The organism is Mesorhizobium sp. B263B2A, from assembly GCF_020165775.1.
GTDB classification, from domain to species: domain Bacteria; phylum Pseudomonadota; class Alphaproteobacteria; order Rhizobiales; family Rhizobiaceae; genus Mesorhizobium; species Mesorhizobium opportunistum.
This window is the reverse complement of record NZ_JAIUIU010000019.1, coordinates 14,264-27,743: the sequence shown is the minus strand read 5'-3', so window position 1 is coordinate 27,743 and position 13,480 is coordinate 14,264. Positions and strand designations below refer to the sequence as shown.

Genomic DNA, 13,480 nt, shown 5'->3' with positions numbered 1-13,480 from the left:
GGCAGGTCACCGACCTGCCCGTCTCAGAGCAGTCTATCAGAGGCCGAGGCCGCCGATGCAGACATATTTGGTATCGAGGTAATCCTCGATGCCCTGATGCCCGCCTTCCTTGCCGAGACCCGATTCCTTGACGCCGCCGAACGGCGCTTCCGGCGTGGTGATCAGGCCCTCATTGACGCCGACCATGCCGTATTTCAGTCCTTCCATGACCCGGAAGGCACGGCCGAGATCGCCGGTGTAGAAGTAGCAGGCAAGGCCGAATTCGGTGTCATTGGCGAGCGCGACAGCCTCTTCCTCGGTCTCGAACTTGAACACGGGTGCTACCGGCCCGAAGATCTCTTCCTTCATGAAGCGCATCTTGGGCGTGGCGTTGGCGATGACGGTCGGCTGGAAGAACGAGCCGCCCAGCGCATGGCGCTTGCCGCCGGCAACGACCTTGCCGCCCTTCGATGTGGCGTCGGCGATCAGTTCCTCGACCTTCTCGACCGCCTTCTCGTCGATCAGCGGGCCCTGCTGCACACCCTCTTCGAGGCCGGAACCGACCTTCAGCCCGTTGCTGGCGGCGGCGAGCTTCTCGACGAACTTGTCGTAGACGCCGGCCTGAACCAGGAAGCGGTTGGTGCAGACGCAGGTCTGGCCGGAGTTGCGGTACTTGGCGGTGATCGCGCCGGCGACCGCACGCTCGATGTCGGCATCATCGAAGACGATGAACGGCGCGTTGCCGCCCAGTTCCATCGACACCTTCTTGACGGTCACCGACGACTTCTGGATGAGAAGCTTGCCGACCTCGGTCGAGCCGGTGAAGGTGATCTTCGATACCAGCGGGTTGGCGCAGATCTCGTCGCCGATCTCGCTGGCCGAACCGGTCAGGATGTTGACGACGCCCTTGGGGAAGCCGACTTCCTCGGCCAGCGCACCCCAGGCCAGACCCGAATACGGCGTCTGCGAGGCCGGCTTGACGACCGCGGTGCAGCCGGCGGCAAGGGCCGGGCCAAGCTTGCGGGCCAGCATCGAGGACGGGAAATTCCACGGCGTGATGGCGGCAATGACGCCGACCGGTTCCTTGGTCACCAGGATGCGGCGGTCCGCCCACGGCGACGGCACGACGTCGCCATAGGTGCGGCGGCCTTCCTCGGCGAACCACAGTATGTAGGCCGCAGCCGAACCGATCTCGCCCTTCGATTCGAACAGCGACTTGCCCTGCTCGATGGTGAGCAATTCGGCCAGCACATCCTGGTTGTCCATCATCGCGTCATGCAGCTTGCGCAGCAGCTTCGAGCGCTCGAGCGCGGTGGTCTTGCGCCAGCTCCTGAAAGCTTCGCTGGCGGCTTCGATGGCGCGGCGGGTCTCGGCCTTGCCCGACTTCGGCACGGTGCCGATCTTCAGGCCGGTGGCCGGGTTGTTGACGTCGACCGTCTGGCCGCTGTCGGCCTGCACCCAGTCGCCGTTGATGAGATTGGCCTGCCGCATGAAATGGCTGGTTTTCTGAAGCATGGTCTATCCTCCGTTCGGCGCACTGACGGGCCGCCTGTTAATTCTTCGGTGAGCGGGCGCCACGCCTCTGGAAAAGCCGGCACGCCGGAGCCACTGCTCTTTACCTAGGGCAAGGCCCGCAAGCAATCGCAAGATGGCATATAGGGCTTGGGCCAGCGCGAGACGAGAGCTACCCGAAAACGTACAAGACAACCGTCAGCCAGAAAGCCGTGGTGACAGCGGCGCAGGCCGTGGCGATGGTCATCTGGTTCGACGCCAGCGCCTGACCGGTGTTGAACTGAACGGCGATGAGATAGGAATTGATGCCGGACGGCAAGGCGGCAACCACGACGGCGACCTTGGCCGTCAACGGCGGCAGCCCGAGCAACCAGACGAAAGCAAGCACCAGAGCCGGCATCAGGAACAGCTTCAGCACCGAAAGCGCCAGCGCCGGGCGGACATTGCCGGATATGCCGAAGCGGCGCAGGCTGAGCCCCATGGCAAACAGCGCCACCGGCCCTGCCGTGTCGGCCAGCGCATCGACCAGCCGCATGACGAGGTCGGGCAGCGGCACGCCGCTCAGCCGCCATGCCAGCCCCAGGAGAATGCCGATGATCAGCGGGTTGATGAACAACCGCCGCAGGAAACTGCGCAGCACCCGCAGCGGATGCACGTGCTCGCCACCGCCGCGGCCGAACATCTCGAACAGCACGATCGACGCCATCATCATAACAGGCAAATGAACGGAAACCAGCAGCGACAGCACTTCGAAGCCGCTCGGGCCGAATATGCCGAGAATGAAGGGCGCGCCAAGCAGCACCACATTGGAATAGGCCGACGATACGCCCCCGACGACGCCCGCGCGCGCATCGCGCCCGAAAACCCGGGTGGTAACGATATGGCCCGCCGCCCAGGTGATCGCCACGGCGGTGAAGTAGGCGCCCCACAGCGGCCATGGCGCCACGCCGTGGAAATCGGCGTTCACCATCGTCTGGAACAAAAGCAGCGGCATCGCCACCGAGACCGCGAAATCGGCTATCCCCTCGCCGCTCGCCGGTCTGAGATAGCCCGTGAGCCCGGCGAGATAGCCGAGCGCCACGAGGCTGAAGACAAAAAGCACGGTTTCGGTAAGCGGAGACATTTTTCAGGGATAGGCGAGCCACGCGCGCGGCGCAATCACGCCCAAATTTGATCATGGTGGACTGACAGCGTTATACAGGGTTTGGAGTATCAGGGCGGACGCGGGCGACAAATGGGCTTTGTCGAAATCTCGAGGCGTAATCTTTTCCGGCAGACATGGCGGACGGCTTTCGCCGCCGCGCTGTTCTGCCTTGCCGCGACCACGCTTGCACTTGCCGAGACCAAAAACCTCAAAGGCGTGGCGCTGATCATCGGCCAGTCGCAATACGAGCACATCGCCGCCCTTCCCAATCCAGCCAACGACGCCCGCGACATGGCCAAGATGCTGACCGATCTCGGCTTCGACGCCCGCAACGTCAGCGATCGCGATGCCGCCAAGCTCAAACGCGACCTCGAGCGTTTCACGGAAGATGCCGAGGGAGCCGACGTCGCCCTCATCTATTATTCCGGTCACGGCATCGAGGCCGGTGGCGAGAATTACCTGGTTCCGGTCAATGCGGACGTGTCGTCGCTCGCAGATGCCGACCAGGCGCTGGTGCCGATATCGGCGGTCATGGACGAGTTGAAAAAGACCGTGCCGGTCACGATCGTGCTGCTCGATGCCTGCCGCACCAACCCGTTCCCGGCCAACGCCATGGTCCGGCGGGCGCCGACCGCCTCCGCCGAGCCGATTGGCGCTGGCGGACTGGAGCCGGTGCGTGGCGCCAAGGCGCTCGGCAACGCGCCGGCGGCTGACGCCAGCCTCGGCACGGTGGTCGGCTTCGCCGCCGAGCCCGGCCGCCCGGCGCTGGATGGTGCTGCTGGCGAAAACAGCCCCTACGCGGCAGCGCTGCTGCGCCATCTTGCAGCGATGAAGGGCACCGAGTTCGGCTCGGTCATGCGCATGGTGACCGAGGAAGTCTATCTCGACACCAAGGCGAGGCAGCGCCCTTGGATCAATGAAAGCTTGCGCCGGCTGCTCTATTTCGGCGTGGCGCCGCCGGAACCGACCGGCGACGACGGACTGATCACCGGCGAACGGCGGCAGTTGCTTTTGACCATATCCGACCTGCCCGACCCGAAGCGCGCCCAAGTAGAACTGGCCTCGCTGCAGGAAAATGTGCCGCTCGATGCACTCTATGGTGTGCTGAGGGCGCTTGGCACGGAGAAGATCCCCGAGGATCCGACCGACCTGCAGAAAGTGCTCGACGCGCAGGCAGAGCGCCTGAAGAAGATGATGTCCGAGCGCGCCGCGCTGCGCACCGACGATCCGGAGATCAAGCGCCTGGTCGCCTCCGCCGACAAGGCCATCGGCCAGGGCGCGATCGTGACGGCGCGCAAGTTCCTCGACGACGCGGTCGGCCGGATCGAGCGGACCAGCGATGCGGTCGACGAGGCCGAGGATCTCGTCAGGCAGAAGCGCCTTGCCGACGCTGCGATCTATGCCAGGCGCGCCGACGCCTCGGCGCTGGTGTTCGATTACAAATCCGCCGCCGGCGATTACGCCAAGGCGTTCTCACTGGCGCAGAAATGGGACGACAAGCTGCGCTGGAACTACAAGAACCAGGAAGCGGAAGCGCTCAACGCCTATGGGTACGCCACCGGCGACCTCGATGCGCTGCAGCATTCCATCGAGGCCTATCGCGTCATCCTGAACTTCATCCCCAATGGCGAACAGAATCGCGACTGGGCGATCACCCGCAACAACATGGCGGTGGTGCTGCAGACCATCGGCGAGCGCGAGACCGAGACCGCGCGCCTCGAAGAGGCAGCGCGGATCTTCCGCGATTCGCTTGTGGTGTTCGATCGCGTGAAGGACGATCTCAACTGGGCCGCCGCGCAGAACAATTTGGCCAATGTGCTACTGAAGATCGGCGAGCGCGAAAGCGACCCGAAGCGGCTGAACGAAGCGGTTGCGGCGATGCGTGCCACACTGGAGAAGCGCCCGCGCGACAAGGTACCGCTCGACTGGGCCTCGTCGCAGAACAATCTCGGCCTCGCGCTCTATGCGCTCTCCGAGCGCGAACCCGCCGGCGAGCATCTCAGCCAAGCGGAAGCAGCCTATCGGTTGGCGCTTGAGGAATACACGCGTCAAAAGGCACCCGTGGAATGGGCGATGGTCGAGAACAATCTCGGCAACACGCTTGTGACGCTTGGTATCCAGCTCAACGACAAGGCCAAGATCAACGAGGCAGCGGATGCTTTCCGCGCCGCGCTCGAAGTGCGAACCCGTGAAACCTTCCCGGTCTCGTGGGCCACCAGCCGCCTCAACCTCGGTAATGCGCTGAGCGGCGTCGCCCGCTTCGACATGGGAACCGGCACGCTCGAAGAGGCGGCGGAAGCTTATGACGACGCACTGACGGTATTTACCCGGCAAAGGTTCCCGATGGACTGGGCGTCGGCCCAGAACAATCTCGGCTCGATCTATCAGACGCTTGGCCAGCGCACCCGCGACGCAGCCAAGCTCGAGCAGTCGGCAGCAGCGTTCCAGGCAGCCCGGCAAGTCTATGTCAGGCGGAAATTCCCTCTCGACTGGGCCATGAGCTACTACAATCTCGGCAACACGCTGCAGCTTCTTGGCGGCGTGACGGAAAAGCCCGAGCACTACAGCCAGGCGGTCGACGCCTACCGCGATGCGTTGCGCGAGTACAAGCGCGAGACGAACCCTCGGCAGTGGGCGCTGACCCAGGCCGGCATCGGATCGACGCTGCACTGGCTGAGCATGAGCAATGCCGATCCCAAGACCTTGCAGGATTCGATCGCCGCGCGGCGGGCCGCGCTTGAAATTCTCACCATGGAAACGGCACCCGTCGACTGGGCCAATGCCCAGAACGGCATCGGCATGAGCCTGCTCAACCTCGGCAACATCCAGCGCACCGGCAAATATCTCGACGATGCGGAAGCGGCCTTCACGGCGACGCTGAAAGTGTTCACCAGGGAAAGCCAGCCCATGCAATGGGCGTTCGAACAGAACAATCTCGGCGACATCCACTGGAACCGCGCCGGCTATGGCGGCGGCAAACCGGAATATCTCAAGGCGATCGAATTCTTCGAGAACGCCAAGCAGGGCTTTACCGAAGCCGGCTACACCATGCCTATCCCGCTTACCGACCAGAAGATCGACCTGGTGAAGAAGCAGATCGCCAAAAAGTGAGGCGACGGGGGCCACAGGTGCTTTGCTTGTCTTTGTGCCCGCTTTCCGATCCCTATATGCGAATGACCGGCGCGTGATGCCACGCCCCTGGAAGGTTGCGATGATTCGATTTGCCTTGGCGTTGTTTCTGCTCGTCGTTCCCGTCGCTGCCCACGCCACGGATGCCGGCTGGGCACTGCTGGGTGACGGCGGCCATGTCGTGCTGCTTCGCCATGCCATGGTCACCGGCACCACCGACCCCGCCAATTTCGACATCGACAGCTGCGCCACCCAGGTCAATCTCTCGGCGCGCGGCAAGCAGCAGGCGAGCAAGATCGGTGCCTTGTTCGCCGCGCGCGCCGCTCCCATCGAGCGCGTGCTGTCCAGCCGCTATTGCCGCTGCCTCGACACCGCGCGCATCGCCTTCGAGGCCGAACCGGAACCCTTTGCGCCGCTCGACCTGCTGAAGGGCGGCGATGCGCAGAAGGCAGAGCAGGTCGCCGCGATCATGAAGGAAATCCGCGCCTATTCCGGCTCCGACAATCTGGTCATGGTCACCCATCTGGAAGACATCGTGGCGTTGACCGGCATCTCGCCGCGCGAAGGCGAGGCCGTGGTCGTCGAGCCGCAAGGCGACGGCCTGCGGGTGCTCGGCCGCGTCACGTTTTGAGATGGCAGCCGTGTTGCCGAAATACCACTATCCGAAGAAGCCGCGAATTCGCCGCGACAATGCCGCTTGCGACAACCCGTCGCAGGCTCTATAGCCGCGCTCCCGGTCACGAAAACCGAAGCGAGCACAACGGTTGGAGCTTTTGCCTCCGCCCGTGCAGGCGGCTTTGCCGCCCTGTATACGGCGCCGCTTCGGGGACTGGGATCGCGGATGTAGCTCAACTGGGAGAGCGCCGGATTTGGTCCGGAGGTTGTGGGTTCGAGTCCCGCTGTCTGCACCACGGATAGCTCAGTTGGGAGAGCATCAGACTCATAATCTGACTGTCGAAGGTTCGAGTCCTTCTCCATTGGCCTCAAAGCCAGCACCCTATCACGGTGTTATCTGAAAACGGTCCGGGGACTGGAATGCTGAAGATCTGACGGACGGCAGAAGCCTTCGGGCCGCAGCCGTATCGAAAGGTCCGATGCCATCGGCTCGCGGCCAGGCCCGCGGTGACGATCAAGGCGCAGCGTCGCCGGCAAGGGAGGCCAAGGCCTCCGGCGCCCGCTTCGTTGCCCCGCGATCCGCTCCCGAAGGCCCGCCGCGGATTGATGCCACCAGTCCCCGGATCATTCATGCCCGGACCATGACGACGTGAAACGAGAAACGAAGGGAAGATCGACGCATGACGTGGCGCCTCGCATGGGGCCATGCCCGACAGGAGTAAGACAATGACTGTTCTCGATAAGGTTCTTGGACGCCAGCGCGTCCTCGTAAAGGAAAACGAACGTGCCCTCACCCTCTACAAGGGTGAGATCAAGGCTGTCCTGCTGCCGGGCGAGCATCGGCTCGCCAACCGGGGTGGAAGCCTTGAAGTGTCGCGGCACGATCTGAAGAACCCGGAATTCGTTTCGGCGTACGAGAAGGCGTTGTTCGACAAGCTCCCGGACGTGGCCGCGCGTCATTTCACCGTCGTTCGCACCGGGCGCACGGACGTCGCAATCATCGAGCGCGACGGCAACCTGCACGCCGTTCTGGCGCCGGATCGCAAGCTGGTGCTGTGGACGGATGCCGGTCCGTGGAAGGTGACGCTGGTCGACACCTCGGCCGATCTCGCCATCGATCCGGCGGTGATGCGCCGGCTCGGCCAGGCCCGGAAGGCGGAATTGATGTCCGTCCACCCGGTCCTCGACGGCCAGGCCGGGCTGCTGTTCATCGACGGTGTGCTGGTGCGCACGCTCGCCGCTGGCGTGCATGGCTTCTGGAATGTCGGACGCATGGTGCAGATCAAGGTCGTCGACCTCAAGCGCCAGTCGCTCGATGTCGCTGGGCAGGAAGTGCTGACCAAGGATCGCGTCACGATCCGCGTCAACATCGCCGCCGAATACCGGGTCGTCGATCCGGTCAAGGCGGTGAGCGCCGTGAAGGACTTCTCCGAGGCCCTCTACCGTGCCCTGCAGTACGCCTTCCGCAAGACGCTTGGCGCGCTCACCCTCGACCAGATCCTGGAAAAGAAGGTGACGATCGACGAGGAAGCGGCAGCCAAGGTCCGCGCCGACATGGCCGAGATCGGGGTCGAGGTCAGCGATATCGCGCTCAAGGATGTCATCCTGCCGGGCGAGATGCGCGAGATCCTCAACCAGGTGGTGTCGGCCGAAAAGCAGGCCGAGGCCAACGTCATCCGCCGCCGCGAGGAGACGAACGCCACGCGTTCCCTGCTCAACACGGCCAAGGTGATGGCGGAGAACCCGGTTATGCTGCGGCTGAAGGAGCTCGAGGCTCTGGAAACCATCGCCGGCAAGGTCGAGCGGCTGACCGTCCACAACGGGACGAGCGGGTTGCTCAACGACCTTGTGAAGCTCCGCGAAGGTTGATGCATGTCGCCCAAAAATGGGTCCGGTTTGGGAAAACGACATGCATCGAAGCAAGGCTGACGCAACGTCAATGGGAAGGGCCGCAGGTTTGACCGGCGGCCCTTCTTGCCTTTCTTGGGCACGCTTCCCATCTGCGCCCGGCTTATCAGGCCTTTTCCTGCCGGGAAAAACCGATTAGACAGCGCCCAAACGAATGCGGACAGATTCCGCCCGCAAAGAAGGAAAAGCCCTTGTCCACCACGTTCGACAAAGTCGCCAAGATCATTGCCGACACCAGCGAGATCGATATCGACACCATTACGCCCGAGAGCCACACGATCGACGATCTCGGCATCGACAGCCTCGATTTCCTCGACATCGTCTTTGCCATCGACAAGGAATTCGGCATCAAGGTGCCGCTGGAAAAGTGGACCCAGGAAGTCAACGACGGCAAGGCATCGACCGACGACTACTTCGTCATGAAGAACCTGTGCGCCAAGATCGACGCGCTGGTTGCCGCCAAGACCGCCTGAGATCGGGCAAGCGCGCGGCCTTGACGGGCTGCGCCTCCTGACCCACAAAGCCGCTCATGAGCAGCCCCCACGACGTCGTCATCACTGGTATCGGCCTTGTCTCCTCGCTGGGAGAAGGCCCTGAGGCACACTGGCAGAAACTCTCGCAGCCAGGCCTGCAGCCGGTTCTCGAAGCCGCGCGCTTTGCGCCCTACACCGTCCATCCACTGCCCGAGATCGACTGGAACCTGCAGATCGCCAAGCGCGGCGACCAGCGGCAGATGGAAACCTGGCAGCGGCTCGGCACCTATGCTGCGGGACTTGCGCTGGATGACGCCGGCATCAAGGGCAATGACGAACTGTGCACGACCATGGACATGGTGGTGGCCGCCGGCGGCGGCGAGCGCGACGAGGCAGTCGATGCCGCCATTCTCGCGGCCTCCGAAAGCCGCAACGACCGCGATGTGCTGCTCAACGAGAAGCTGACGACGGAATTGCGGCCGACCTTGTTTTTGGCCCAGCTCTCCAATCTGCTCGCCGGCAATATCTCGATCGTCCACAAGGTGACGGGCTCGTCGCGCACCTTCATGGGCGAGGAAGGTGCCGGTGTTTCAGCCGTCGAGACGGCCGCCGCGCGCATCCGCTCGGGCCAGTCGACGCACGTCCTGGTCGGCGGTGCCTTCCAGACCGAACATTCCGACATGCTGCTCGGCTATGAACTTGCCGGCTACCTGCATCGTGGCCCCTGGAAACCCGTCTGGCAAAGACAGGGCACCGAGGGCGGTGGCGTGGTATCGGGCTCCGGCGGCGCCTTCCTGGTGCTGGAGCAGCGCGAGCACGCGGCAAGCCGTGGGCGCAAGATCTACGCCGAACTCGGGCCGGTCGTCTCCGGCCGCGCGAGACGTTCGCGCGGGGAACTCGACGCCGAGATCGCGGCACTGCTCAGCCGGGCGGCCTTGCCGAACGGCAAGCTGCTGGCGATGTCCGGCGCCTCTGGCGCGCATGCGGCGACCATCGCCGAGAAAGCGGCGCTCGATGCTGTCAAGGCAATCGCGGCGCGCGGCTTCTCGACACTGACCGGGCATATGAAGGAAGCGCAGTTTCCATTCGCCGTGGCGCTGGCGGCACTGGCCGTCGACCGCAAGGCTGGCTACCCTGTCTTCGATGCCACAGCCGAGAAGCCGTTCGAAGGCATTCCCGCAAGCGTCCTTGCAACGGCGATCGGCTATCACCAATTCGAGGGCATGGCGCTGGTCAACGCCGCGTAACGCGGCTCCACGATCCATGCTGCAACGACAAGAGGGCTCCCGAATGGCCAATCTCAGAGATCACATGGGCAGGCCAATCGTCGCCGTCACCGGCATCGGCGTGGTGACCTCGCTTGGCGTCGGCAAATCGGACAATTGGGCAGCACTGACCTCGGGCAAGTCGGGCATCCATCCGATCACCCGCTTTCCCATCGATCAATTGAACACCCGCATCTCCGGCATGGTCGATTTCCTGCCGTCGAGTTCGAAAGGCGCGAGCCCCCTCACCTACGAGTTGGCCGAGCTTGCGGGTATCGAAGCCGTGGCCGAAGCTGGTCTTGATTCCAACGATTTCGGCGGACCGCTCTTCCTCGCCTCCCCGCCGGTCGAACTTGACTGGGCCGAGCGCTTTTCGCTCTACAATTCCGACAAGGACAAGGATGACACCGCCGCCGAAAGACTGCTCCGGGTGGCGCGCAGCTTGAAAGAGCTGGATATTTTCGAGACTACCCAGTTCGGTTCGATCGCCGACCGCCTTGCAGACCGCCTTGGCACACGCGGTCTTCCGATCACGCTGTCGACGGCTTGCGCCTCGGGCGCCACCGCGATCCAGCTCGGCGTCGAGGCGATCCGCCGCGGTGAATGCGACCGGGCGCTTTCGATCGGCGCCGACGGCTCGGCGACCGCCGAGGCACTGATCCGTTTCTCGTTGCTTTCGGCGTTGTCTACGCACAACGACATTCCCGAAAAAGCGTCAAAACCTTTCTCCAGGGATCGCGACGGCTTCGTGCTGGCCGAGGGATCCGGAGCACTGGTGTTGGAATCGCTTGAGGCGGCTTTGGCTCGCGGCGCCACCATCCTCGGCATCCTGGGCGGTTGCGGCGAGAAGGCTGACGACTTCCACCGCACCCGCTCGAAGCCGGACGCTTCGCCAGCCATTGCCGCGGTTCGCGCCGCGCTGGCCGATGCCGGCCTGGGTGAAGACGAAATCGACTATGTCAACGCCCACGGCACGTCGACACCGGAGAACGACAAGATGGAACATCTGGCGCTCTCGACGGTGTTCGGCGAGCGCATAAGCTCCATGCCGGTGTCGTCGAACAAGTCGATGATCGGCCATACATTGTCGGCGGCCGGCGCTGTCGAGGCCGCGTTCTCGCTGATGACGATGCGCGAAAGCGTCATTCCGCCGACCATCAACTACGACAATCCGGACCCCGCGATCGTGCTCGACGTGGTGCCGAACAAGAAGCGCAATGCCGAGGTTCGCAGCGTTTTGTCGAACTCCTTCGGCTTCGGCGGCCAGAACACTTGCCTTGTCATGGCGCGGGAACCGGTCTAAGCGACCTTTTTCAGCCATACAGAACCGACAGGCCTCATGCGCGCACTGCAACTTATCGAGGATCGCCGTCTTGAAACGGTGGACCTGCCGCCCCCGCCGCCACCCGCGCTCGGCGAAGTCACGCTGCGCATCAAGGCGGTGGCGCTGAACCATATCGACGTCTGGGGCTGGCGCGGCATGGCCTTCGCCAAGCGCAAGCTGCCGCTGGTCGTCGGCGCCGAGGCCTCGGGCGAGGTCGAGGCGGTCGGCCCAGGTGTTTCCAGCCTGCTGCCCGGACAGCTGGTGTCGATCTACGGTGCGCGCACCTGCGGCCTCTGCCGCGCCTGCCGCGAAGGCCGCGACAATCTCTGCGAGCATGTTTCGGGTGTTCACGGCTTCCACCTCGACGGCTTCGCGCAGGAAAAGATCAACCTGCCGGCGCGTCTGCTCGTCCCCGCACCTCCCGGCGTGACCGATATCGGGGCCGCGGTGGCGCCCGTGACCTTCGGTACCGTCGAGCACATGCTGTTCGACAACGCCAGGCTTCAGCCCGGCGAGACGATCCTGGTCCATGCCGGCGGATCCGGCATCGGCTCGGCGGCGATCCAGCTGGCCAAGCGCATGGGCTGCACGATCATCACCACGGTCGGCTCCAACGACAAGATCGACAAGGCCAAGGCGCTCGGCGCCGACCATGTCATCAATTACCGTGACGACCGTTTCGAAGGCGTCGTGCGCAAGCTGACCAAGAAGAAAGGCGTCGACGTCGTCTTCGAACATGTCGGCGCGGATACTTTCGCCGGCTCGATGCTGTGCCTGAAGCGCGGTGGCCGCCTGGTGACCTGCGGCTCGACGTCGGGCGTGTCGACACAGATCAATTTGATGCAGCTGTTCCAGCAGCAGCTGAAACTGCTGGGATCCTTCGGCTGCCGCATGGAAAACATGGCCAACGCCATGCAGAAGATGGCGGCGGGCCAGGTCTCGCCGGTGATCGACACCGAGGTCGGCTTCGACGACATCGATGCGGCGCTGAAGCGCATGGAAGGCCGCGACGTCTTCGGCAAGATCATCCTGCGCGTCGTCTAGAGCCTTGACTTCGGTGCTCAAGAAGTTTCGCCGCGATCTCAGGTTTCGCTACGGCAGGCAGCTGCGCCAGGTGAACTACTGGCTGGTTGCGCGCGCCGCGATGATCATCATCTCGATACTGCGCCTGCTGCCGGTCGACGCCGCGCTGAATTTCGCCGACCGCGTCGCGCGCCGCATCGGCCCCTGGGTCGGGCGTCATCAGGTCGCCATCGACAATCTGCGCAAAGCCTACCCGCAAAAGAGCGAAAGCGAGATCCAGGCCATTGCGTCGGACATGTGGGGCAACATGGCCCGGCTGGCCGCCGAATACATCTTTCTCGACGCCCTGTTCGACTACGACCCCGCCTCGAGCAAGCCGGGCCGCGTCGAGGTCAAGGGAACGGAGCACTTCGTCGAGATAGCCGCCGAAAAGCAGCCGCATATCGTCTTCACCGGCCATCTCGGCAATTTCGAACTGCTGCCGGTGGCAGCCGCGACCTTCGGCATGAACATCACGGCGCTGTTTCGCCCGCCCAACAACCCCTACCTTGCCGATTACATCCTCTCGACGCGCCGCTCGACCATGGGTTCCCTGCTGCCGTCGATGGCCGGCGCCTCGTTCGCATTGGCGGGCGTCCTGGAAAACGGCGGCAATATCGGCGTCCTTGTCGACCAGAAATTCTCCAACGGCCTGGAGACGACCTTCTTCGGCCGTCCCTGCCAGAGCAACCGCGTGCTGGGCACGCTCGCCCGCCACTACGACTGCGACGTCTATCCGGCGCGCTGCGTCAGGCTGCCTGGCAACCGCTTCCGGCTCGAGATCGAGGACAAGCTGGTTCTGCCGCGCACCGCCGACGGCAGCGTCGACGTCCACGCCACCATCCAGATGCTGAATGACGTGGTCGAGCGCTGGGTGCGCGAGGATCCCGGCCAGTGGATGTGGTTCCACAAAAGGTGGGAGATCAGCAACTGGCGTCGCAAACAGCGCCCGAAGCCGGCTTCAGTCGCAAACACCTAATACATGTCGCCCAAAACTGATCTGGTTTTGGGCGAACGAGATGCATAAGCAAAGATTTAAAGCGCGTCGCATGAACCTGTTTCGTCGCGA

General features: G+C 63.8%; 10 protein-coding genes and 2 tRNA genes. 10 read left to right on the top strand and 2 right to left on the bottom strand.

What is annotated here, in order from left to right; all coding sequences use genetic code 11:
- Positions 1 to 36 precede the first annotated feature (36 nt).
- Positions 37 to 1,494 (bottom strand): NAD-dependent succinate-semialdehyde dehydrogenase, encoded by a 1,458-nt coding sequence (locus LB568_RS25050; RefSeq protein WP_013895029.1) that lies wholly within the window; start codon positions 1,492 to 1,494, stop codon positions 37 to 39.
- Positions 1,495 to 1,663: 169 nt separating this feature from the next.
- Positions 1,664 to 2,614, bottom strand: a complete 951-nt coding sequence (locus LB568_RS25045; RefSeq protein WP_013895028.1) for an AEC family transporter — start codon at positions 2,612 to 2,614, stop codon at positions 1,664 to 1,666.
- 111 nt (positions 2,615 to 2,725) lie between these two features.
- Here LB568_RS25045 and LB568_RS25040 point away from each other — a divergent pair, with 111 nt between their 5' ends.
- The 10 genes from LB568_RS25040 (at position 2,726) to LB568_RS24995 (ending at position 13,390) form a co-directional block, all read left to right on the top strand.
- Positions 2,726 to 5,746 (top strand): caspase family protein, encoded by a 3,021-nt coding sequence (locus LB568_RS25040; RefSeq protein ID WP_013895027.1) that lies wholly within the window; start codon positions 2,726 to 2,728, stop codon positions 5,744 to 5,746.
- A gap of 100 nt (positions 5,747 to 5,846) precedes the next feature.
- On the top strand, positions 5,847 to 6,395 hold the full coding sequence (locus tag LB568_RS25035) for a histidine phosphatase family protein (protein ID WP_140573896.1): 549 nt from the start codon (positions 5,847 to 5,849) through the stop codon (positions 6,393 to 6,395).
- Between the two features lie 206 nt (positions 6,396 to 6,601).
- A tRNA-Gln gene (locus LB568_RS25030) sits at positions 6,602 to 6,675 on the top strand.
- A 2-nt stretch (positions 6,676 to 6,677) separates the two neighbouring features.
- Positions 6,678 to 6,745: transfer RNA gene (locus LB568_RS25025), tRNA-Met, on the top strand.
- Between the two features lie 360 nt (positions 6,746 to 7,105).
- Positions 7,106 to 8,248, top strand: coding sequence for a slipin family protein (locus LB568_RS25020; RefSeq protein WP_013895025.1), 1,143 nt, complete (start codon positions 7,106 to 7,108; stop codon positions 8,246 to 8,248).
- A gap of 230 nt (positions 8,249 to 8,478) precedes the next feature.
- On the top strand, positions 8,479 to 8,760 hold the full coding sequence (locus tag LB568_RS25015) for an acyl carrier protein (protein ID WP_010909964.1): 282 nt from the start codon (positions 8,479 to 8,481) through the stop codon (positions 8,758 to 8,760).
- A gap of 56 nt (positions 8,761 to 8,816) precedes the next feature.
- Entirely contained in the window at positions 8,817 to 10,007 is a 1,191-nt protein-coding gene (locus tag LB568_RS25010) for a beta-ketoacyl-ACP synthase (RefSeq protein WP_224731533.1), read from the top strand.
- Between the two features lie 43 nt (positions 10,008 to 10,050).
- Positions 10,051 to 11,328, top strand: coding sequence for a beta-ketoacyl-ACP synthase (locus LB568_RS25005; protein ID WP_013895023.1), 1,278 nt, complete (start codon positions 10,051 to 10,053; stop codon positions 11,326 to 11,328).
- 36 nt (positions 11,329 to 11,364) lie between these two features.
- Positions 11,365 to 12,393, top strand: coding sequence for a zinc-binding dehydrogenase (locus LB568_RS25000; RefSeq protein WP_013895022.1), 1,029 nt, complete (start codon positions 11,365 to 11,367; stop codon positions 12,391 to 12,393).
- Between the two features lie 13 nt (positions 12,394 to 12,406).
- Positions 12,407 to 13,390, top strand: a complete 984-nt coding sequence (locus LB568_RS24995; protein ID WP_224731532.1) for a lipid A biosynthesis lauroyl acyltransferase — start codon at positions 12,407 to 12,409, stop codon at positions 13,388 to 13,390.
- The last annotated feature ends 90 nt before the right edge of the window (positions 13,391 to 13,480 follow it).